Source organism: Tessaracoccus caeni (assembly GCF_029211185.1).
Taxonomy (GTDB): domain Bacteria; phylum Actinomycetota; class Actinomycetes; order Propionibacteriales; family Propionibacteriaceae; genus Arachnia; species Arachnia caeni.
Genome location: NZ_JARGDO010000002.1, coordinates 83507 through 104796 on the forward strand (window position 1 = coordinate 83507; position 21290 = coordinate 104796).

17 protein-coding genes are annotated in these 21290 nt (G+C 66.0%); 10 read left to right on the forward strand and 7 right to left on the reverse strand.

What is annotated here, in order from left to right:
- Nucleotides 1-83: 83 nt before the first annotated feature.
- From P0D62_RS02595 to P0D62_RS02605, 3 genes are read right to left on the reverse strand one after another with little or no spacing between them, the layout of a single operon-like run.
- Nucleotides 84-824 (reverse strand): amino acid ABC transporter ATP-binding protein, encoded by a 741-nt coding sequence (locus P0D62_RS02595; RefSeq protein ID WP_275701058.1) that lies wholly within the window; start codon nt 822-824, stop codon nt 84-86.
- The gene (locus tag P0D62_RS02600) at nt 821-1678 is read right to left on the reverse strand and encodes an amino acid ABC transporter permease (RefSeq protein WP_275701059.1); all 858 of its coding nucleotides are present in this window, start codon (nt 1676-1678) and stop codon (nt 821-823) included. Before P0D62_RS02600 ends, P0D62_RS02595 begins: the two co-directional genes overlap by 4 nt.
- 22 nt (nt 1679-1700) lie before the next feature.
- Nucleotides 1701-2603, reverse strand: coding sequence for an ABC transporter substrate-binding protein (locus P0D62_RS02605; protein ID WP_275701060.1), 903 nt, complete (start codon nt 2601-2603; stop codon nt 1701-1703).
- A gap of 256 nt (nt 2604-2859) precedes the next feature.
- Here P0D62_RS02605 and P0D62_RS02610 point away from each other — a divergent pair, with 256 nt between their 5' ends.
- The 6 genes from P0D62_RS02610 to scpA all read left to right on the forward strand — a co-directional run bounded on the left by P0D62_RS02610 (nt 2860) and on the right by scpA (nt 11531).
- Nucleotides 2860-4110, forward strand: a complete 1251-nt coding sequence (locus P0D62_RS02610) for a M20 family metallopeptidase (protein WP_275701061.1) — start codon at nt 2860-2862, stop codon at nt 4108-4110.
- A gap of 126 nt (nt 4111-4236) precedes the next feature.
- Nucleotides 4237-4629, forward strand: coding sequence for a hypothetical protein (locus P0D62_RS02615; protein WP_275701062.1), 393 nt, complete (start codon nt 4237-4239; stop codon nt 4627-4629).
- A 228-nt stretch (nt 4630-4857) separates the two neighbouring features.
- Nucleotides 4858-5784 carry a hypothetical protein gene (locus tag P0D62_RS02620; RefSeq protein WP_275701063.1) on the forward strand — a complete coding sequence of 309 codons (927 nt, stop codon included), beginning with the start codon at nt 4858-4860 and terminating at the stop codon, nt 5782-5784.
- Between the two features lie 94 nt (nt 5785-5878).
- On the forward strand, nt 5879-7312 hold the full coding sequence (locus P0D62_RS02625) for an L-serine ammonia-lyase (RefSeq protein WP_275701064.1): 1434 nt from the start codon (nt 5879-5881) through the stop codon (nt 7310-7312).
- Nucleotides 7313-7473: 161 nt separating this feature from the next.
- Nucleotides 7474-9345, forward strand: a complete 1872-nt coding sequence (mutA, locus tag P0D62_RS02630; protein ID WP_275701065.1) for a methylmalonyl-CoA mutase small subunit — start codon at nt 7474-7476, stop codon at nt 9343-9345.
- 5 nt (nt 9346-9350) lie between these two features.
- Complete coding sequence (scpA, locus tag P0D62_RS02635; protein WP_275701066.1) at nt 9351-11531, forward strand: methylmalonyl-CoA mutase; 2181 nt, start codon at nt 9351-9353, stop codon at nt 11529-11531.
- A gap of 76 nt (nt 11532-11607) precedes the next feature.
- On the opposite strand, the gene P0D62_RS02640 is transcribed toward scpA, so the two are convergent.
- From P0D62_RS02640 to P0D62_RS02655, 4 genes are all read right to left on the reverse strand, one after another.
- Entirely contained in the window at nt 11608-12582 is a 975-nt protein-coding gene (locus P0D62_RS02640) for a hypothetical protein (RefSeq protein ID WP_275701067.1), read from the reverse strand.
- The gene (locus P0D62_RS02645; protein WP_275701068.1) at nt 12575-12934 is read right to left on the reverse strand and encodes a hypothetical protein; all 360 of its coding nucleotides are present in this window, start codon (nt 12932-12934) and stop codon (nt 12575-12577) included. Before P0D62_RS02645 ends, P0D62_RS02640 begins: the two co-directional genes overlap by 8 nt.
- 330 nt (nt 12935-13264) lie before the next feature.
- A complete protein-coding gene (locus tag P0D62_RS02650) occupies nt 13265-14626 on the reverse strand; it encodes an HNH endonuclease signature motif containing protein (protein ID WP_275701069.1) in 1362 nt (453 codons plus the stop codon).
- A gap of 417 nt (nt 14627-15043) precedes the next feature.
- A complete protein-coding gene (locus P0D62_RS02655) occupies nt 15044-16021 on the reverse strand; it encodes a Gfo/Idh/MocA family protein (protein WP_275701070.1) in 978 nt (325 codons plus the stop codon).
- A gap of 158 nt (nt 16022-16179) precedes the next feature.
- Here P0D62_RS02655 and P0D62_RS02660 point away from each other — a divergent pair, with 158 nt between their 5' ends.
- From P0D62_RS02660 to P0D62_RS02675, 4 genes are all read left to right on the forward strand, one after another.
- Nucleotides 16180-17262 carry an ABC transporter substrate-binding protein gene (locus P0D62_RS02660; RefSeq protein ID WP_275701071.1) on the forward strand — a complete coding sequence of 361 codons (1083 nt, stop codon included), beginning with the start codon at nt 16180-16182 and terminating at the stop codon, nt 17260-17262.
- 108 nt (nt 17263-17370) lie between these two features.
- Nucleotides 17371-19107 (forward strand): ABC transporter permease, encoded by a 1737-nt coding sequence (locus P0D62_RS02665; protein WP_275701072.1) that lies wholly within the window; start codon nt 17371-17373, stop codon nt 19105-19107.
- A 13-nt stretch (nt 19108-19120) separates the two neighbouring features.
- Nucleotides 19121-20254: an ABC transporter ATP-binding protein gene (locus P0D62_RS02670; RefSeq protein ID WP_275701073.1), complete on the forward strand. Its 1134-nt coding sequence runs from the start codon at nt 19121-19123 to the stop codon at nt 20252-20254.
- 66 nt (nt 20255-20320) lie between these two features.
- Nucleotides 20321-21289 (forward strand): acyltransferase family protein, encoded by a 969-nt coding sequence (locus P0D62_RS02675; protein WP_275701074.1) that lies wholly within the window; start codon nt 20321-20323, stop codon nt 21287-21289.
- Nucleotide 21290 lies beyond the last annotated feature (1 nt).

Genomic DNA, 21290 nt, shown 5'->3' on the forward strand with positions numbered 1-21290 from the left:
CGGATTTATAGCTGGCCCTGTTGGCCGCACTGTGCAATACGTACAGTGCGACCAACAGAGCCAGCTATAAATCCCGTAGCCTCCTACGTCTCAGAGGACAGGCTGCGCAGGAAACGCTGGGCGCGTTCGGTCTGGGGGTTCTCGAAGAACTGCGCGGCCAGCGCCGTCTCGATCAGTTGGCCCTGATGCAGGAACACCACCGTGTCGGCGACCTGCCGCGCGAACTCCATCTCGTGGGTGGCCATCACGATGGTCGTCCCCATGCTTTTCAACTCCCGCACCAGGTCGAGCACCTCGCCCACCAGCTGTGGGTCGAGCGCGGAGGTGACCTCGTCGAGCAGCAGCAGTTCGGGATCCGTGGCGATCGCCCGGACGATCGCGACGCGCTGCTGCTGTCCGCCGGAGAGCCGGTCCGGGAAGGCCTTCGCCTTGTCGGCGAGGCCGATCCGTTTCAGCAGGGCGCGTCCCTTCTCGTCGGCCTCCCGCTTGGGGACGCCCTTCACCTTGCGCAGCGCGAGCGTCACGTTGTCGAGGACGGAGAGGTGGGGGAACAGGTTGTAGTGCTGGAAGACGACGCCGATCCGGCCGCGCACCGCGTCGACGTCCACGCGCGGGTCGGTGATGTCCTGGCCGGCAAGGAAGATCCGGCCGTCGTCGACCCGCTCCAGCAGATTGATGGTCTTCAACAGGGTCGACTTGCCGCTTCCCGACGATCCGATGAGCGCGACCGCCTGGTGGCGATGCACCTCGAGCGACACCCCGTCGAGCACCTGATGGTCGCCGAACCACTTGTGCACGTTGTCGATCGCAAGGACAGCGGTCATACCTCACCACCCACCTGTTCGCGTCGCTGGGCCCGCGCGGTGTACCAGTCCGTCAGGCGGATGAACGGCAGCGAGAACAGGATGAAGAGGATCCCCGCCACCACATACGGGGTCGAGTTGTAGGTGGTCGCGGTGGCGATCTGCGCGGCTCGGATGGCGTCCACCGCGCCCAGCACCGAGATGAGGCCCACGTCCTTCTGCATCGCGACGAAGTCGTTCATCAGGGCGGGCGTGACCTTGCGGACCGCCTGCGGCAGCACGACGATGCGCAGCGTCTGGTTGTAAGTGAGCCCCAGCGAGCGGCCCGCCATCCGCTGCGACGGGTGCACGGCCTCGATGCCGGCCCGCAGCACCTCGCTCACGTACGCGGAGTAGCACAGCACCAGCGCGATCGCGCCCCAGAAATGCGCGGGGAGCCGCGGGAAGATGCCGAGCCCCGGGATCCCGAATCCCACGAGATAGAGCACGAGCAGCACCGGCAGCCCGCGGAAGATGTCCGTGTATCCGGCCGAAAGGAGCCGGATCGGCGTCCACACGGCACCGCGTAGGGTTCTCGTCACCGCGAGCAGCGAACCCAGGACCGCCACGCCGATCACCGCGAAGAACAGCACCCGGACATTGAGCCAGAGACCCTGCAGGATGCGCGGGAAGAACTCGACGCCGATCTCCAGGTTGAAGAAGGACTTCTGAACCGCCGGCCATCCGGGGGAACTGACCACGGCGTAGCCGAGCAGCAAGGCGAAGAGCAGCGTCGACGCCACGGAGATCAGGACCGACCGCGTACCTTGCCGACGTCGATACGCGCGCCGCTCCAATTCCACCGGACTCGGCGTCGGGCGATCTACGGCTCTCATGTCAGCCCTGTCTTGAAGCCTCTTACTTCAGGACGGGCGCGCCCGCGCCCTCGGCGATCCAGGTCTCCGCAAGCGCATCGAGCGTCCCGGCCTCGCGCAGCGCGTCCACGGCGGCCGTGACCGGTGCGGTGAGTTCCGAGCCCTTCTCGAGCAGGAAGGCGAACTCGTCCCCGTCGCCGGCGATCGGCTCGAACTGGCCGACGACCACCCCCTTGTCCAGGACGGCGGCCTGGAGGTACAGCACGGTGGGAAGGTCGGTCACGATCGCGTCGATCTGTCCGGCTTGGAGGGCGGCGACGGCGTCATCATTGCTGTTGAAGACGGAGATCTCCTGGCTGGGTGCGACGTTCGTCTCGATCACGGTGGCGGCATTGGACCCCGAGGCCACGCCGAACTTCACGTCCTTCAGCTCGGCGAGGGTCTTGGCGTCCGCACCCGCGTTGCCCTCTTGCGAGACGATCGCCTGGGTGGTCACGTAGTAGGGAGAGGAGAAGTCGACGGCCTCCTTGCGCTCCGGCGTGACGGAGAACTGCTGGATGTTCAGGTCGAAGTCCTTCGGGCCGGGCGCGATCACCGTGTCGAACGGGGTGCGGATCCAGACGACGTCGTCGTGCGCGAAGCCCAGTTCCTCCGCGACGGCGTAGGCGACGGCGGCCTCGAGGCCCTCACCCGACTCCGGGGCGTCGTTCTCGATCCACGGGGAGAACGCCGGCTCTCCCGTCGCGATGGTGAGCTTGCCCGGGGTGACGGTGGGCAGCGCGTCGGCGCCGGCGGAGCTCGTCGACTCGGGGGCCTTCTCGCTGGGCGAGGTGCTCGGCTCCGGGGTACCACTGCACGCCGTCGCGGTCATGACCATCAACGTCGCCGTGGCGCCAAGCAGGATCCGCTTGGCCGTCGATAGCGCCGAACGTGTCGTGAATGTCATGGCGACTCCTTCAGTGGGGATTCTTCGTCGGCTTGGTCAGCACCCGCAACACGGGGGTCGCGCAGCGCGGGCGCTGTGTGCAACGCGAGCGCGAACAACGTAGCAAAAGCGCCGCGTCCCACGGTAATAGCATCCGGCAGCTGGGAAGTCACGTGTGACGAGTGCGTAAACCCGTGGATGGCCCCGGCAATTTCCCCGAAACAACCGGTCAATACACTGAGCCCACTTAGAGACCCGGACGACGAGGAGCAAGAGTATGACGGAGCAGTCGAATTCTGAGCGCGGCCTGGTCGCCGTCAAGGAACAGGCCCGAATCGAGATCGAGGGGCTCAGGGAGCAGATCCTCGAGCTGAACCACGCCATCCACGCCAACCCTGAGCTGTCGTGGGAGGAGTACGAGGCCGCCGCACTCGTCGCGAAGACGATGCGGGAGGCGGGCTTCGAGGTGACGGAGAAGGCCTACGGCCTCGAGACCGCCGTTGAGGCCGTCTACGGCGACGGCGACTTCACCGTCATCATCTGCGCCGAGTACGACGCGCTCCCCGGGGTTGGCCACGCGTGCGGCCACAACCTGATCTGCTCCGCCGGTGTCGGCGCCGCGCTGGGGCTGGCGAAGGTCGCCGAGGAGGCGGGCCTCCGGGTGGTGCTGCTCGGCACGCCCGCCGAGGAACACGGCGGCGGCAAGGTGTCGCTGCTCGAGGCCGGCGCCTTCGAGGACGCCCACATCTCTCTCATGGTGCACGGCATGACGGCGTCCCCCGACATGACGGGCGACAGCCACAGCGCAAAGGGCGCGCTCTTCACCGCCGTCGAGCGCTTCCAGGTGATCTACACCGGCCGCACGTCCCACGCCGCGGCGGCACCCGAGCTGGGCATCAACGCCTCCAACGCCGCCGTGCTCGCGCTCAACGCGTTCGCGATGCTGCGCCAGCAGATGTCGAAGGACTCGAACATGAACGCCTTCATCTCGCTGGGCGGCGAGGCCACCAACATCATCCCCCAGCGCACCGTCGTGCAGGTGGAGCTGCGCGCCTACGAACTCGACGTCTGGCGCGACATGAAGGGCAAGGTGCTGCGCTGCTTCGAGGCCGGCGCGATCGCCACCGGCTGCGACTGGACGTGGGAGCCCACCGAGCACCCGTACCTCCCCGTCAAGAGCGACCAGATCCTCGCCGACCTGTGGGACGTCAACTTCGCCGCCCGCGGCCGCACGATCGATCCCGTGGTGCGCCAAGGCGGAGGCTCGACGGACATGGGCAACGTCTCCCAGGTGGTGCCGTCGATCCATCCGATGGTCTCCATCCGGGGCCACGCGGCCCCGCCGCACAACCCGGCGTTCACCGCCGTCGCGATCACTCCTGAGGCCGACGACACCACCATCGACGGCGCGGTCAGCATGGCCGCCACCGTCATCGACGTGGCACTGACCCCTGAGATCCGTGCCGAGTTCCAGCGCCGCAAGGCCGAGCGCCCCGCCGGGGCAACCCAGGTCACATTCGAGCTCTGAGCCATCTCTACCGGCACCGACAACCACCAAGCACATCCTGAGCACCGCCTTTGGAACGTCGAAGATAACGTAGCGGTAATCTGGACACTCGAACTGTCACGTGCAAAATTCGGGTATTGTGCGGGGATGAAAGCACTCAGACCTCTTGCCACCGCCGCACTCGCCGCCACCCTCGCAGTAAGCGCACCACTTCAAGCCAATGCTGGCTGGCGCGACATCAGCATCACATACCGCAAGGTTCCGGGTGGCCCCAACTATATCACGGTGTGCGAAGATTGGGGCCGGACCAAATGCGCTGAAGACAGCGAGCAAGGCAGGCTTTACAACGGAGAGAACTCGAAGAAGAAGTTCGGATGGGTAGACACGGATGGATACGAGCACGTATCCAAGTCCTACGTCACGCAGGATCTCGCACGCAACACATGTGCCACGAAGCCTGGGTGGGTCAAGGTTCCTGGAACTTGGGGATTTGACGCCGTTGTGACAATTTACAGTCTAAAGCGCTGCGAGAATCCGTGATTTTCACGACCCTAGCGTCGAATTCTGACCAGAGGAGATCATCAGAACACCCCGGGCCTTTATTTCCAGCATTCATACACGCTCGGGATCAAATAGCCCTATCCGTTCCGCCTAGCTCTGCGGCGAGTTAGGATCGTGCCGCAGCTGGTTTTTTTGGAAGGTATTCAAGGGACACCAGCGGCACAAGCCAAAGAGGAGCAAAGTAGCTCACTTTGATAGCATCACCCCATGGGCAACGATGGACGGTCAAGGAAGAGCCTGTGGGGCAACCACACCAACCACTACGACGCCAGCGGCAACAAGTCCGGCGAGTCCCACGACAGCATCTGGGGCAACCACACCAACCACTACGACGCCAGCGGCAACAAGTCCGGCGAGTCCCACGACAGCATCTGGGGCAACCACACCAACCACTACGACGCCAGCGGCAACAAGATCGGCGAGTCCCACGACAGCATCTGGGGCAACCACACCAACCACTACGACGCCAGCGGCAACAAGATCGGCGAGTCCCACGACAGCATCTGGGGCAACCATGTCGATCATTCTGGCGGCTGGCATCCTTCACGCAGCGACCCCTTCGTCAATCCGCCCCCCTCCATCTCCGCAGGAGCCAATGGCCTAAGAGGGTACGACGGCGGCGCGTATTCCTCCTCCTCAGCCAATAGCCTAAGCGGGCACGGCGGCAGCGCGTATTCCTCAAAACCCATGAGGCCGAGGAGCAGATTCGGATTGCTCGGGTTTCACCTTGTTATAACCGTAGTCGGCACTCTGGCCCAGCTTGTGGCGATCCTGGCAATCGGGCTCCTGCTCGAACTCATAACCGGCATTCTCGGGGACACGCGCTGGGTCGACAATTTGGTCGACGCGCTTACATACGAGCGGATGTTTGGTGTCGGTTTTGTGTACGCTTGGATTGTTGCCTGCGGGGCCATCGCACTGTTCGGACAGATACGCTTCACCCGCCAGGGTGATAATTTCTACGAGTTCGCCGCTCGCGGCCTATTCATCGGGGTGGTCGCACTACTTGCGCTCGGCATGCTGGGATGGGCAGATGGTTGGGGCGCAGCACTTCCGGCTGCCGGCATGCTGATCGGCAATGTCTGCGGAACCGTCAGCGATACACGTTCCAACCACAAGGCCCCGAGTAGGTGAGTACCAACAAGAAGTTCGGGCGCGGAGTCTATGTCTCCGCGCTCGAGCTTTTTTCCATCGGTATCGGCCCCTCCAGTTCGCACACGGTGGGGCCATGCGCGCTGGGCTGGACTTCCGGCAACGGCTCCGTGCCGCAGGCCTGCTCGACGGCGTGACCCGGTTCCGCTGCCGACTGGAGGGATCGCTCGCCGCCACCGGCGTCGGTCACGGCACGCCCGACGCGGTCATCGCCGGCCTGCGCGGCCACGAGCCGGAGACCGTCGATCCTGCCCTGGTCCATGGCCAGTGGGCCGAGTTGTACCGGGGCGAGGTGCTCGATGTCGGCGGCGTCGCCCTGCACAAGGACGACATCGAGTTCGCTCCCCTGTCGCGTCACGCGGGCCACCCCAACTCGATGGTGCTGTACGCGCTGGTCGGCAGCGGCGAGATCGTCCAGGAAACCTACCTCTCCATCGGCGGCGGCTTCATCGTCCGAGTGGGCGACGACGATGCCCCGGCCACCGACAAGCGCCCCGCGCACGTCTACGGCAACATGGCGGAACTCTTGGCTTTGACGGCTGCTCCTTTCGAGGCTCGCTCCGCTCGCACCTCAAGGAGCGTCATCGGATCTCCTTCCCCACGCTCTTTGAGCAACGACGAAGGTGCCTCGACAATCACGAAGGGCGCGAAGCACCAAACCACGCTCCTTGAGGAGCGAGGAACGAGCGTCTCGAAAGGAGCCACCGCACCCGCCAGAGCCATCCGCGACATCGCCTGGGACGACGAGGTGGCCCTCCATGGCGCCGAGCGCGCGGGCGAAGGGCTGGACGCCATCTGGGAGGCGATGAAGGGCTGCGTCGAGCGTGGTCTGCATGCCGAGGGCGTGCTCCCGGGCGGACTGCACGTGCGCCGTCGAGCAGCTGCGGGCTGGGAGCGTCTCATGGAAGAAGGAGTCTCTCGCCAGTCGGGCGAGGCGCTGGCCATGTACGCGCTGGCGGTGAACGAGGAGAACGCGGGCGGTGGCCGCGTGGTGACCGCCCCCACCAACGGGGCGTCGGGCGTGCTGCCCGCCGTGCTGTACTACGCGACGGTGGAGAAGGGCTTCCCGCGCGAGGACATCCACACCTTCCTGCTCACGGCTACCGCGATCGGCTCGATCTTCAAGGCGAACGCCTCGATCTCGGGCGCCGAGGCCGGCTGCCAGGCCGAGGTGGGCAGCGCCTGCGCGATGGCTGCGGCGGGCCTGACGGCGGTGCGCGGCGGCACTCCCGCGCAGATCGAGAACGCGGCCGAGATCGCCATCGAGCACCACCTGGGCCTCACCTGCGACCCGGTCGGCGGCCTGGTCCAGATCCCCTGCATCGAGCGCAATGCGATCGCCGCGTCGACGGCGCTGATGGCCACCCGACTCGCTCTGCTCGGCGACGGAACCCACGTCGTCTCGCTGGACACCACCATCGAGACGATGCGCCAGACCGGGGCCGACATGTCGGAGCGTTACAAGGAGACCAGCCAGGCCGGCCTCGCCGTCAACGTCGTCGAGTGCTGAGCCGAGCCGCCTCACGGTGATCCCCGAGGCGGGCTCCCGCCTCGAAGGGCGCTTTGACAAGCGCAAATGCCTTCACTTACCCCGCCCGCATTTACGAAACATGCCTGGTCTAGTGTGGTGAACGGTCTTACAAAGACCCTCAGAACCTTGGACGGAGAGCGATGAGTGAAGAAGGCATGAGTGCGGCCGAGATCAGCCTGGCCGCCGACTTCGATACCCCCACCCAGGCTGATTGGGAGCGGGAGGTACTGAAGGTATTGAACCGCCGGCGACCGGAAGGCAAGGAGCTCAGCATCGAGCAGGCCTACAAGCGCCTGACGAGCACGACGGTCGACGGTTTGGTCATCAAACCGCTGTACACCCGCGAGGACGGGGCGGAGGAACTGGGCTATCCCGGCGTTCCCCCGTTCACCCGCGGCACCACCGTGCGCAACGGCGAGATGGACTCCTGGCATGTCGCGCAGCTGCACGAGAACCCGGATCCGGTGGTCACCAACAAGGCGATCCTGACTGATCTGGATCGCGGCTGCACCGCGGTGTACCTGCGCGTGGATCCCGACGCGATCGCGGTCGACGACGTGGCGTCGGTGCTCTCGGGCGTGCTGCTCGACCTGGCCCCGATCTACCTGGCCAGCCGCACCCAGCAGATCGAAGCCGCCAAGGCGCTGGTGGAGGTGTTCGCCGCGTCGGGTAAGGACGCAGCGGCCCTGTCCGGCTACCTCGGCGTCGACCCGATCGGCTCCGCCGCGCTGCGCGGCACCCAGCCCGATCTGTCGGTGCTCGCCGAGGCCGTCGAGCTGGCCAAGCCCTACGCGGGCGTTCGCCCCATCGTCGTGGATGCCACCGTGTACAACAACGCGGGCGCCGGCGACGTGCACGAGCTGGCCTACGCGCTGGCCGTGGGCGTCGAGTACGTGCGCGCGCTCACCGCCGCCGGGCTCAGCGCCGACGAGGCCTTCGACCAGATCGTGTTCCGGGTCAGCGCCGGCACCGACCAGTTCGTCACCATCTCCCGGCTGCGTGCGCTGCGCGAGTTGTGGTCGCGGGTGGGCGAGGTGCTGGAGGTCACGCCATCCCGGCGCGGCGCCATCCAGCACGCCGTCACCTCGGAGCGTCAGCTGTCGCGCGACGACACCTACGTCAACATGCTGCGCGGCACCATCTCCTGCTTCTCGGCTGCCGTCGGTGGCGCCGAGATCCAGACAGTGTTGCCCTTCGACACCGTGCTCGGTCTGCCCGACGACTTCTCCCGCCGCATCGCGCGCAACACCCAGATCGCGCTGGCCGAGGAATCCAACCTGGGCCGGGTCAACGATCCCGGCGGCGGCGCCTGGTTCATCGAGTCGATGACCCGCCAGCTCAGCGAGAAGGCCTGGGCGGTCTTCCAGGGCATCGACGCCGACGGCTTCGTCGCGAAACTGGCCGACGGCACGATCAAGGCCCAGCTCGACGAGGTCAACGAGGCGCGCGCCAAGGCCCTCGCCACCCGCAAGGTGCCGCTGACCGGCGTCTCGATGTTCCCCAACCACACCGAGGCCTTGCGCGACTGCACCCCGCGTCCGGCCGCACCGGAGTACACCGGCCTCACACTGAAGCGCGATTCCCAGGTCTTCGAAGACCTGCGCGATCGCTCGGATGCCGCCCGCGCCGCGGGCAAGGGCCCGAAGGTGCTGCTCGCCTGCCTTGGCGCTCGCCGCGACTTCGGCGGCCGCGAGGGCTTCACCTCGAACCTGTACCACGTGGGCGGGATCGAGACCGTGAACGCCGAGGGCACCACGCCCGAGGACTTCGCACGTCAGCTGACCGAGGCCGGCACGACCGTCGCGGTGCTGTGCTCCAGCGCCAAGGTCTACGTCGCTCAAGGCATCGCGGTGGCCGAGGCGCTGCGTGCCGCGGGCGCCGAGCAGGTGCTCGTCGCCGGACAGATCAGGGAGCTGGGCGAGGGCGGCGAGGCCGCCGTCGACGGCAACGTGTTCGACGGAATGAATGTGGTCGAGCTGCTTTCGACCACGCTGGACCAGTTGGGAGCCTGAATCACATGACCATTCCACGTTTTACCGACGTGCCGTTGGCCTCCAGCATTCCGGCTGATGCCGCGGCGGCCTTCGCAGAGATCAACAACTCGCTCGCGCACTCCGAGCACTGGATGACGCCGGAGCAGATCGAGGTGCCCACGCTGTTCACGGAGAAGGATCTGAACGGTCTGGACTTCCTGAGCACCCGCCCGGGCATCCCGCCGTTCCTGCGGGGCCCCTACGCGACGATGTACGTCAACCAGCCCTGGACCGTGCGCCAGTACGCGGGCTTCTCCACCGCCGAGGAGTCCAACGCCTTCTACCGCCGCAACCTCGCGGCCGGCCAGAAGGGCCTGTCGATCGCCTTCGACCTGGCGACCCATCGCGGCTACGACTCGGACCACCCCCGCGTGACCGGCGACGTCGGCATGGCCGGCGTGGCCGTGGACTCGATCCTCGACATGCGCCAGCTGTTCGACGGCATCCCGCTGGATCAGATGTCGGTGTCGATGACGATGAACGGCGCGGTGCTCCCGGTGCTGGCGCTCTACGTCGTCGCGGCCGAGGAACAGGGCGTCAAGCCGGAGCAGCTGGCCGGAACCATTCAGAATGACATTCTGAAGGAGTTCATGGTCCGCAACACCTACATCTACCCGCCGCAGCCGTCGATGAAGATCATCGCCGACATCTTCGCCTTCACCTCGGCGAACATGCCCCGGTTCAACTCGATCTCCATCTCCGGCTACCACATGCAGGAGGCCGGAGCGACGGCCGACATCGAGATGGCCTACACCCTGGCCGACGGCGTCGAGTACATCCGCGCCGGCGAGTCGGTGGGCCTGAACGTCGACGCGTTCGCTCCCCGTCTGTCCTTCTTCTGGGCGGTCGGCATGAACTTCTACATGGAGGTCGCCAAGATGCGGGCGGCGCGCCTGCTGTGGGCGCGCCTGGTGCGGGAGTTCGGACCGAAGAACCCCAAGTCGATGTCGCTGCGTACCCACTCGCAGACCTCCGGCTGGTCGCTGACCGCGCAGGACGTCTTCAACAACGTCGTGCGCACCTGCGTCGAGGCCATGGGCGCCACCCAGGGCCACACCCAGTCGCTGCACACCAACGCGCTCGATGAGGCCATCGCACTGCCGACCGACTTCTCCGCCCGCATCGCCCGCAACACCCAGCTGTTCCTGCAGCAGGAGTCGGGCACCTGCCGCACGGTGGACCCGTGGGCCGGTTCGGCATACGTCGAGTCGCTCACCCAGAAGCTGGCCTCCAAGGCGTGGAGCCTGATCCAGGAGGTCGAGCAGGCCGGCGGTATGGCGAAGGCCATCGAGGCGGGCATCCCCAAGATGCGCATCGAAGAGGCCGCGGCCCGTACCCAGGCCCGCATCGACTCCGGCCGTCAGCCGGTGCTCGGCGTCAACAAGTACCAGCTGGACAACGAGGATCCCCTCGAGGTGCTGAAGGTCGACAACAAGGCCGTGCGCGAGGCGCAGATCGCCAAGCTGCGGCAGCTGCGCGCCGAGCGCGACGAGGCCGACACCCAGGAGAAGCTGGAGCGCCTCACCTGGGCCGCCGCCAACCCGGATCCGACCGATCCCGACCGCAACCTGCTGAAGCTGGCCATCGACGCGGCCCGCGCCAAGGCGTCAGGCGGCGAGATTTCGGACGCGCTGGAGAAGGTCTACGGGCGCTACACCGCGCAGATCCGTACCATTTCCGGTGTGTACAACCAGGAGGCCGGCTCGAACGAGTCGATCAAGACCGCTCGCCATCTCGTCGAGGAGTTCGAGGAGAGGGAGGGTCGTCGTCCCCGCATCCTGATCGCCAAGATGGGCCAGGACGGCCACGACCGCGGCCAGAAGGTGATCGCCACCGCGTTCGCCGATCTGGGCATGGACGTCGACGTCGGCCCGCTGTTCCAGACCCCCGAGGAGGCCGCGCGTCAGGCCATCGAGTCCGACGTGCACATCGTGGGTGCCTCCTCGCTGGCAGCCGGTCACCTCACTCTGGTGCCCGAGCTGCGCGCCGAGCTGGACAAACTGGGCCGTCAGGACATCATGATCGTCGTGGGCGGCGTCATCCCGGCGCAGGACTTCGACGAGCTGTACGCCAACGGCGCCGACGCGATCTACCCGCCCGGCACGATCATCCCCGACTGCGCCGTCGATCTGCTGGAGAAGCTGATCGCCCAGGTCGAGAGCTGATCTCTAGATAGGTGAATCCCGGTTGTGGTTGGTCTAGCCAGCCACAACCGGGATTCGTCTTTGTCTCGCCTCAGCCTCATTCGCTCTCAGCTGGCGACAACCCTGCACACCGCTCAACCGCCCGCAGCCGAAGCTCCTCGGGGATGCCTGCAACGGATGCCGTCCTCCAGCACGTGTTGAGCCTGGACAAGAAGCCTTTATCTACTTTCACTTCCGCAGGATCAGCCGTCGGCGGGACATTGCTGACGCCGGACTTCGCCTCCTTAGCCTCAGACAGAAGCTGTCGACATACCTCTTCGCGGAACGCGGGCTGATCATCCTTCAGCTCCTGCTGGCACGCGACCCAGGACTCCGCTTTCTCTCTTTCGCCCTTCGAAAAGTCAGCGAGGACGAAGCCCCCGACGACTCCCAACGCCGTCACAACAGCAAGAACCCCGGTACCGACGCCCTTATAGACCTGAGCCGACCGGCGCTCGATCACTTTCAGTCCCGCCTCGGCGCTGGCCTGGGAGACGCCTGCCAGCAGACGTTCCCCCTCGCTCTTCGCCCACGTCGCGATCTGTTCATCTCCCCGCAGCGCCGCCGCACTGGCTATCCGGATCAGTCGCTCGCCGCGACGTTCCACCGCGACGACGTTCCTCGCGCCTTCTTCGTGAGCCAGTTCGTCGAACCGGCGTCTCACCAGTAGTCGCTCCTCGTCGGATAGCCCACCCTTCCGCTCAGACAACCCGTCTAGAGACTCCTCATCCCCGTAGTCCATGGTGTCGATCACCACACGACGACGAGCAACGAAGAACCTTCTCGTCAGAAGGACCGATCCCGCTGCGGCAGCAACAAAAATCATGACGAGAGCTACCCACCAAGGCCACCCCTGGGGCAGAGGAAAGAGAGAGTCGAAGTTCAGGACAGCGGTGCCTCCCAGAAAAATGCTGCTGCCGATACCAAGCCCGGTACCGAACTTGCCCAGGTCGTCGCGAATAGCCTGGATCGACTGCCTCGTCGCATCCAGGGGCGGCTTCCCGCCGCTCTCACCGGCGTCTGGCTCAGCCATTCCCGCCACCGGCACCTTGCGTCTTGAGATCGCTAAGTACCTTCTCCGTCTGCTTGCGAAGCTCAACTATGTGCGTCGGAACAGGCGGACTACTTGAACTCAACGCTTCGACCGCTTTGGAGAAGGCAGCTTCAGCCTTCTTGTAGTCACTATCTTTCCAGCCTGCGGCAGTCGTTTGCGCACGCAGGCGCGCGAGTACGTCCGACACCTCGTACTGGAGCACCTGAATCTCAGGAGGAACTGCGGCGGCTGTAGGCGCCAGGGAGGCTATTGCGTCATTCAGCGCTTGCACAGCTCTGTCTTGCTGTCCCTTGGTCCACTTTTCAACCGGCGGTTTCGGCTGCTTTGCCACGGTGCCTCCTGATGCTAGACCTTCGGGCCCCAAGCGATCCGAGAGGTAACCGAACGGTACGCCCCGAAACCACTCAGTAGACCTGATACCCGAGACGAAAATCCGACAGAACAGCCACCCGGAGTCTTCTCGGCTCTTTGCCTAGTCAGACCGCGAACAAGTCGACCACCGACAGCCCCGTGCTCGCGAAACCGCTGGTGCACGTCCGGCCTGAGATTCCGCGCGGTGATCATCGCCGTATCGACCTCCTGCAAGGACGGCCTGCAATGCTGGGGCCGCCCAGCAAGGAGAAAACCTGCCATGCCGACCGTTCCCCGTGACCGGAAATCCTCAGCAGAGCTGGGGCTGGGGTGCGGGCTTCCTGGGTATGGGGCTGCCTCTGGTGAGGATGTCTGGTTGGGGTAGGAGTGTGATCTTGGCCATTCCCGGTCTCGTCAGGACGGGCTTCTTCGTTCTCGGATCGAAGCCGATCTGCCATTTGGTGGTGGGATCGTCCCCATCCCGGGGCTCGACCAGCCCATGATGATGGCCGCACAACAACACCAGATTCCCCAGGCTGGTGGGGCCGCCATGTTTCCATGGAATCACGTGGTGCGCATCGCATTCGGCATCCGGCACCGTGCACGACGGGAACACACACTCCCCGTCACGGACGGACAGGGCCCGGCGGATGGCGGGGGTGACGAACCGGTAGGTGGTGCCGACATCCAGGATCTCCGAATCACCACCCAAAACAACGGGGATGACGTTGGCGTCGCACAGGAGTCGGCGGAGTTCACCGGCAGGGATCCTGTGTCCGGACGACAACACCCCCGCTGCATGGGCTTTCGCGTAAAGGTCTGCCTCTTTGATGGTCACGATCACCGTCGCGCGGGGACGAGCCCGCCGTCCAGTTTGTGGTTCTTCGGCGAGTTGGGTGAGGGCGTCGGCGTAGCGCTGCTCTCTCGTGATCTCACGCCCGACAGAGCTGGTGGGCTTGTCGCGTTCCGTGCGTTTCCCAGCCGCCACCAACTGATGCAGGGAGTTGAGCAAGGGCTCTGCTTCCAGGTGCGGCAACGATCCACGGAACCAGATCGAGCCCTCCTCATCATCCCCGTAGGTGAAGGAGCGCCGGCGTAGTGCGATACGACGCTGCTCCGCCAGGATCTTGTCCTCATCCGCTGGGGAGGGAACCAACTCCGGTGCCACCCGGCGTAGTGCTTCCTTGGCTTTGCCTGGTAGCTCACTCGGCACGGTGTGGGTGGCCTCGTTCACCAGCAGCCCGGTGATCTTTTCTGCCTGGGCACGGGTGAGATCCGAAGGTAACTCCTTCATCGCTTTGACCACACCCCGCGCATGCTCAGTGGAGATCACCCCTTCCAGTACTGCTGCCGCCACGGCGGGATTCCTTGTGAGGTCACGTCCTTGGAAGATCGCCCGGTTCGCGTCCTTCCCGTCACGATGCTCGGTCTGCGCGATCAACGTGTTCAACGGAGTGCTCGTCACGAGGATCGCCGCGTTCCTGCGTTCCGTCGTCGCGGTCAACATCGCCGCCAACCCCGTTACCCGGTCCGCGAGTTTCCGGGCTTGCCACAACAGCTCCAGTAGTTCGGGTTCGGGCAGCACATCCCACTCGGTGGGGTTGATGACAGCCAACCAGCCGGTGATGGCCTCAAGGGCCTCCCGGGTGCTGGTTCGTGTCGTCGTTTCCATATCCAGAACGCTACAGACAGGGTCTGACAAAACCGAACGAATGTACGATACGGGCAACACTTTCGGGCAACCGGGCAACACCTGCCGACGACCCGACCGCGAGCAACAGCCCGCAGGCCGCTCTCCCAGAGCCGCGACGTAAGGGGTGTCAGCACCGGCAGGATCGCCACCTCTCACGCGCCAGGGAGCAGGCCGCCAGACGAAAGGCGGCGCTCCGCACGCCCGGACGGATCCTCAACAAGCTCCGCGGACGGTGCGCGCCCGACCCTTGGTAGCACCAGTCACGAAGCAGAACGTCGCCACCAACACGTGAGGTCATCAGGACACCGCCCCGAGGACTCCAAAGGGAGATCTTCCACCGCAGACGGTGGAAGATCTCCCTTTCAGACGGTCAACAGCCCGTTACCCGGGCGACGCTCAGTAGGTCAGGCCGATCTGGCGGCGGATCTCGTCGCAGACGCCCATGATCTCGACGGACTCGTCGAGGCCGAGGCGGTCGCTATCCAGCTTGCCCTCGGCCAGGTAGCGCTCGAAGGCCAGCACCTGAAGCTCGCGCCCAGAACCGAACACCTCGGACTGGTAGCTCTCCAGCACCTCGCCGTCCGGACGGATCACGCGGAACGAGGTGGGCGCGTACCAGACGCCGTCGATCTCGATGCGCGCCTCCGTGCCCAGCACAACGGCACTGTTGGGCCCCGCGGCCTGCGAGGTGGCGTAGAGCGACGCGAGTGCGCCGTCCCCGTAGCCGAAGGAGATGGCATCCACCACGTCGACGCCGGTAGGCCCCATCACGGCCTGGGCCTTCACCGTCTCGGGCGTGCCGAAGAGGTCGAAGGCGAAGGAGATGGGATAGATGGTCAGGTCGAGCAGCGCACCGCCGCCCAGTTCGAGCGCGTTGATCCGGTGCGTCGGATCGGACGGCAGCTTCTGCGAGTGGTCGGCGATCAGCCCGCGCAACTCACCCAGCGTCCCGGCGGCGATGATCTCGTGGATGCGTGCCATGTGCGGCAGGTAGCGGGTCCACATGGCCTCCATCGCCAGCACACCCTTCGCCCGGGCGCGATCGCGGATCTGCTCGGCCTCGGCACGATCCACGGTGAAGGACTTCTCCACCAGGACGTGCTTGCCGGCGTCGATCATGGCCAGCGCCCACTCGGCGTGCATCGGGTGCGGCGTCGCGATATAGACGGCGTCCACATCGGGGTCGGCGGCCAGCGACGGGTAGTCGCCGTGGGCGGTCGGGATTCCGTAGCGCTCGGCGAAGGCCTGGGCGGAGTCCAAGCTGCGAGAGGCCACGGCGGAGATGGTCACCCCTGCGAGCTTCATGTCGCCGGCCAGTGTCTGCGCGATGCCTCCGGTGGCCAGGATGCCCCAGCGAATGTCGTTGTCGGTCATGCCGCGAGCGTAGACGATCACGCACTGACTTGATCACAATTCGGGCACAGCTTCCGCTCGTAGCCCCCAAACCCCACCCGGCAAGGACGAGGAGTCGGTAACATGCTCGTCATTCAGTGAACAACGAGCGTTCACCCGCTGTTTCCCAAGGAGAAACCATGACCCGATCCGCCAGAAGTCTCTGGAGAATCGCCGGCGCCGCCATGGGCGTCAGCGCCCTCCTGCTTTCCGGCTGCGCCATCGAAGACGAGACCACGCCCTCCGGCAGCGGCAGCGCCTCCCAGGCCGCCGAGGACCAGAGCCTCGTCGTCGCCTGCGGCAACCAGGAAGACGTCTGCCAGGCCTGGACCCAGGCCTTCCAGGAGAAGACCGGCATCCAGACCAGCTACGTCCGCCTCGCCTCCGGTGAGGCCGTTGCCCGTCTCGAGTCCGCGAAGAGCAACCCCGAGTTCGACGTGTGGCACGGCGGCCCCGTCGACGGCTACAACGTCGCCGCCGAGGCCGGGCTGCTCACCCAATACGAGTCGCCGGCCGCCGCCGACATCGACCCCGCGCTGATGGACCCCAACGGCTACTGGGGCGGCGTCTACGTGGGCGTGCTCGGCTTCTGCTCCAACCAGAAGGTGCTGGGCGAGCTGGGCGTCGAGGCGCCGAAGACCTGGGACGACCTGCTGGCTCCCGAGCTCAAGGGCCAGATCATGATGGCCCACCCGGCCACCTCCGGCACCGCCTTCACCGCGCTCTGGACCCAGGTCGTGCTACGCGGCGGCGAGGACCAGGCGCTCGACTGGATGAAGAAGCTGCACGGCAACATCCTGCAGTACACCACCTCGGGCTCGGCCCCGGCACAGTCCGCCGGTCGCGGCGAGGTGGGCGTGTCCATCGTGTTCAGCCACGACTGCGTGAAGTACGCGGAACAGGGCATGAGCGACCTGGTCACCACCATCCCCAGCGACGGCACCGGCTGGGAGATCGGCGGCGTCGCACTGATCGCCGGCTCCAAGAACGAGGCCGCGGCCAAGCAGTACTACGACTGGGCGCTGTCCGCCGAGGCGCAGGAGATCGGCCCGCAGCACCAGTCCTACCAGCTGCTGACCAACAAGAACGCCGCCCCGGACGACCGGATGGTCAACATCGACGAGGTCAACCGCGTCGACTACGACTTCGCCGCCGCGGCCGCAGCCAAGGAGGCTCTGACCGCTCGATTCGACGAGGAGATCGCCACCGCTCCCAAGGAGTGACGACGCCGAGAGGTTTCGCGGGTCGGCACCGCCCGCCCGCGAAACCTCTCACCTCATCCACCGCGTGGCCCGGAACGGTCCGGGCCGCGCCTCACTGATCGGACGCCCATGACCACCACCGTGGAACCTCCCGTCGCCGCACCGTCGAAGGCAAAGAAGCCCGGCCGCCGCGTACGCCAAGACCCGGTGACCATCACGTTGATCGTGATCGTCTCCATCATCTTGTTCTTCCTCGTGCTGCTTCCCATCGCGCGCACGCTGTTCATGGCCTTCTCCGTCGACGGGGTCAACACTCTGACGCGAATGATCACGTCCCCGGTCAACCGGAAGATCGTGCTCAACACCGTGGTGCTCGGCCTCCTTGTGGGCGCCATCGGAACCCTGATCGGCTTCGTGCTGGCCTTCGCCCAGGTGCGGATGAAGTGGCGCGGAAAGAAGATCGTGCACCTGCTGTCCCTGGTGCCCATCGTCTCGCCGCCTTTCGCGGTGGCCACCGCCGTGATCACCCTCTTCGGCCGCTCCGGCATCATCTCCAAGCAGCTGCTGGGACTGAACTGGGACGTCTACGGCCTGGGAGGGCTGACGGTGGTGCTGTCGCTGTCGTTCTTCCCCGTCGCCTACACCAATCTGCTCGGCATGCTGCGGTCGCTCGATCCGTCGCTCGACGAGGCGTCGCTGAGCCTGGGCGCGAACAAGTGGCAGGTCTTCGTCACCGTCACGCTGCCCATGCTGATTCCGGGCTTCGCTGCGTCCTTCCTGCTGCTGTTCGTCGAGTCCATCGCTGACCTCGCCAACCCCATCGTGCTCGGTGGCGACTACACCGTGCTCGCCTCGCGCGCCTACATCGCCATCATCGGCGAGTACAACCTTGGCGCCGGCGCCGCATACTCGCTGGTGCTGCTGGTGCCGGCACTGCTGGTGTTCATCCTGCAGCGCTACTGGGCCAACCGGCAGTCGGCGGTCAGCGTCACCGGCAAGCCGACGGGCACCGCCAAGCTGATCACCTCGAACGCCGCGCGCATCCCCGTGCTGACCGTCGTCGCGCTGCTGTCGGCGTTGATCGTCACCATCTACGGCTCCGTGATCATCGGCGGCTTCGTCCGCATCCTCGGCGTCAACAACACCTTCACGCTCGACAACTACCGCTACCTGTTCAAGGGCATCGGCTCCGACGCGATCATCACGACGACGACCCTCGCGCTGATCGCCACCCCGATCGCCGGCATCCTCGGCATGCTGATCGCCTGGCTGGTGGTGCGCAAGCTGAAGCGCGCCGCGCCCTACATGGACTTCTTCGGCATGCTCGGCCTGGCGGTGCCCGGCACCGTGCTCGGCATCGGCTACGCCATCGCCTACAACAGCCCGGTGGACGCGTTCAACCTGCGCTGGCTCCCGGCCCTCGCCGGCGGCGGCGCCATCCTCGGTGGCGCGATGGCGATCACGATGGTCTACATCGCACGCGCCACCCCGGCCGGTCAGCGCTCCGGCGTCGCGGCCCTGCAGCAGATCGATCCGGCGATCGACGAGGCGTCCACCTCGCTGGGCGCGAGCGGCGCGACCACCTTCACCCGAGTGACCCTCCCCTTGATCCGCGACGCGTTGCTGAGCGGCCTGGTCTACGCCTTCGCCCGTTCGATGACGACGATCTCGGCCATCATCTTCATCACGACGCCGAAGACCCGGATCATGACCTCGCAGATCCTCTCCGAGGTGGAGGCGGGCCGCTTCGGCAACGCCTTCGCCTACTGCACGATCCTGATCGTCATCGTGCTCACCGTCATCGGCCTGCTCAGCCTCGCCGTCCGCGGCCGTTCCTCATCCGCCCTGCCCACCGCGGGCATGTGACCGAAAGCTCACCATGAACAACCTTCACGCGAACAACCAGTCCCAGCCGGTCCAGGGCGAACTGAAGCTGATCGACCTCACCAAGCAGTTCGGCCGGGCGCAGGAGATCGTCACGGCGGTGGACGCGATCAACCTCACCATCGCACCGGGCGAGTTCGTCACGTTGCTGGGCCCCTCCGGCTGCGGCAAGACCACCACCTTGCGCATGATCGCCGGCTTCGAGGATCCGACGGGCGGCCACGTGGTGCTCGATGGCGCCGACATGATCACCACCCCGCCCAACAAGCGCCCCATGGCCATGGTTTTCCAGTCCTACGCGTTGTTCCCGCACCTGAGCGTGTGGGACAACCTTGCCTACGGCCTGAAGATCCGCCGCCTCCCCAAGGAGGAGATCACCCGCCAGGTGGACGAGGTGATGGCGTCGATGAACCTGGAGATGTTCGCCAAGCGCGCCCCCAACCAGCTCTCCGGCGGCCAGCAGCAGCGCGTCGCCCTGGCTCGCGCCATGGTGATGAAGCCCAAGGTGCTGCTGTTCGACGAGCCGCTGTCGAACCTCGACGCCAAGCTGCGCGAGCGGATGCGCCTGGAGATCCGCAAGCTGCAACGCCAGCTGGGCATCACCAGCGTCTACGTCACCCATGACCAGTCGGAGGCCATGAGCATGTCCGACCGGATCATCGTGATGAACGGCGGGCAGATCGAGCAGGCCGCCACCCCGGACGTCATCTATCGCCATCCCGCCTCGGTGTTCGTCGCGGACTTCATCGGGCGAGCCAACTTCCTGGAGGTGAGCCGACGCGGCACCGCCTCGGGCGACCGGGTGGGCGTGACGGTGCTCGGCCAGAGCGTCGAGGTTCCGGCCCACCCGGACGCTGCGGCGGCGAAGGACGTGGTGCTGCTGGTGCGGCCGGAGTCGTTCCGGCTGTTCCGTCCGGGCGATCCGCAGGTTCCGGCCGGCGCGAAGACCGGGCGGGTGACCACGTCGGTGTTCTACGGCGACCACGTCGAATACGAGGTGACCACCGACCAGGGAACCATCACGGCCGTGGCCTCCGATCCCAAGCTCGGCGAGATCCACCCCGAGGGCGCCGAGGTCGTGGTGAGCTTCGACCCCGACACCGCCTGGCTGCTGCCCCGCAACGCATAGACCTCCCACCCGTTGGCGACGCGCCACTAGGGTGTCTTCAACGGGAGCTCGGGGAGGGCCAGGACTGTGAGCGACGGAGAACAGGCGGCCGGCGCGCGGGAGCGCTTCGGCTGGATGGACATGCTGCGGGGCACCGCCGTCCTCCTCGTGGTGTTCCGGCATATCCCGACGACGGTGGCGATCTACGGCGGCAGCATGCCGCGGTGGGCCATCATGATCAGCGACGCGCTGGCTCCGTACCGCATTCCCATGCTGTTCTTCCTGTCCGGCATGCTGCTCAGCCACTCGCTGTCCAAGGGCACCTCGCGGTACTACGAGGGCAAGGTCAAGGCGCTGCTGTGGCCGTATGTGCTGTGGGTCACCATCACGGTGCTCACCCTCGGCTCACCGTCGGAGTTCGCCAATCCCATGACCTGGCTCGGCGGGCCGCACCACATGTGGTTCCTCGTGGTGCTCGCGGCGTGCTACATCGTCGGGCCGCTGACCCTCAAGATGCCGGCCTGGGTGCTGCCGATCCCGATGGTGCTGGTGGCCATGCTGCTGCCGGCGGGTGTGCCGGGCATTCTCACCGCGCGCCGCATCCTCTACTACGGAGCCTTCTTCTTCACCGGCGCCGCGGCCACCACCTTCGTGCGTCGCTGGCAGGAGACGAAACCCTATCTGCCGGTGGCCCTGCTGCTGGGCGCGACGGCGTGGGGGGCCTGGAGCGCCACTCATCCTGGCGAGCGCGAGTTCGACATCGTCTACTTCGCGATCGGGGTGCTCGGCATCGCGGGCATCGTCTGGGTGGCACCGCGGGTGCCACGGATCGAGTGGCTGGAGCGCGTGGGCCGCAACTCGATCGTGGTCTATCTGGCGCACTTCCCCCTGGTCGGCATGGCCTGGTTCGCCATCCGCCCCTTCGAGCCGTCGTGGTGGGTGATCTTCCCCGTGCTGTTCGTCGTGGGTGTCTTGGTGCCTATCGCGATGATCCCGTTGTCGAAGACGATCTTCTTCCGCTGGCCCGACCGACGCCGCCCCATCCGCGACCGTTAGG

Bases quoted from the DNA above. Each gene is read 5' to 3' on its own strand.
- P0D62_RS02595 (WP_275701058.1), bottom strand. From the start codon at position 824: ATGACCGCTGTCCTTGCGATCGACAACGTGCACAAGTGGTTCGGCGAC.
- P0D62_RS02600 (WP_275701059.1), bottom strand. From the start codon at position 1,678: ATGAGAGCCGTAGATCGCCCGACGCCGAGTCCGGTGGAATTGGAGCGG.
- P0D62_RS02605 (WP_275701060.1), bottom strand. From the start codon at position 2,603: ATGACATTCACGACACGTTCGGCGCTATCGACGGCCAAGCGGATCCTG.
- P0D62_RS02610 (WP_275701061.1), top strand. From the start codon at position 2,860: ATGACGGAGCAGTCGAATTCTGAGCGCGGCCTGGTCGCCGTCAAGGAA.
- P0D62_RS02615 (WP_275701062.1), top strand. From the start codon at position 4,237: ATGAAAGCACTCAGACCTCTTGCCACCGCCGCACTCGCCGCCACCCTC.
- P0D62_RS02620 (WP_275701063.1), top strand. From the start codon at position 4,858: ATGGGCAACGATGGACGGTCAAGGAAGAGCCTGTGGGGCAACCACACC.
- P0D62_RS02625 (WP_275701064.1), top strand. From the start codon at position 5,879: ATGCGCGCTGGGCTGGACTTCCGGCAACGGCTCCGTGCCGCAGGCCTG.
- mutA (WP_275701065.1), top strand. From the start codon at position 7,474: ATGAGTGAAGAAGGCATGAGTGCGGCCGAGATCAGCCTGGCCGCCGAC.
- scpA (WP_275701066.1), top strand. From the start codon at position 9,351: ATGACCATTCCACGTTTTACCGACGTGCCGTTGGCCTCCAGCATTCCG.
- P0D62_RS02640 (WP_275701067.1), bottom strand. From the start codon at position 12,582: ATGGCTGAGCCAGACGCCGGTGAGAGCGGCGGGAAGCCGCCCCTGGAT.
- P0D62_RS02650 (WP_275701069.1), bottom strand. From the start codon at position 14,626: ATGGAAACGACGACACGAACCAGCACCCGGGAGGCCCTTGAGGCCATC.
- P0D62_RS02655 (WP_275701070.1), bottom strand. From the start codon at position 16,021: ATGACCGACAACGACATTCGCTGGGGCATCCTGGCCACCGGAGGCATC.
- P0D62_RS02660 (WP_275701071.1), top strand. From the start codon at position 16,180: ATGACCCGATCCGCCAGAAGTCTCTGGAGAATCGCCGGCGCCGCCATG.
- P0D62_RS02665 (WP_275701072.1), top strand. From the start codon at position 17,371: ATGACCACCACCGTGGAACCTCCCGTCGCCGCACCGTCGAAGGCAAAG.
- P0D62_RS02670 (WP_275701073.1), top strand. From the start codon at position 19,121: ATGAACAACCTTCACGCGAACAACCAGTCCCAGCCGGTCCAGGGCGAA.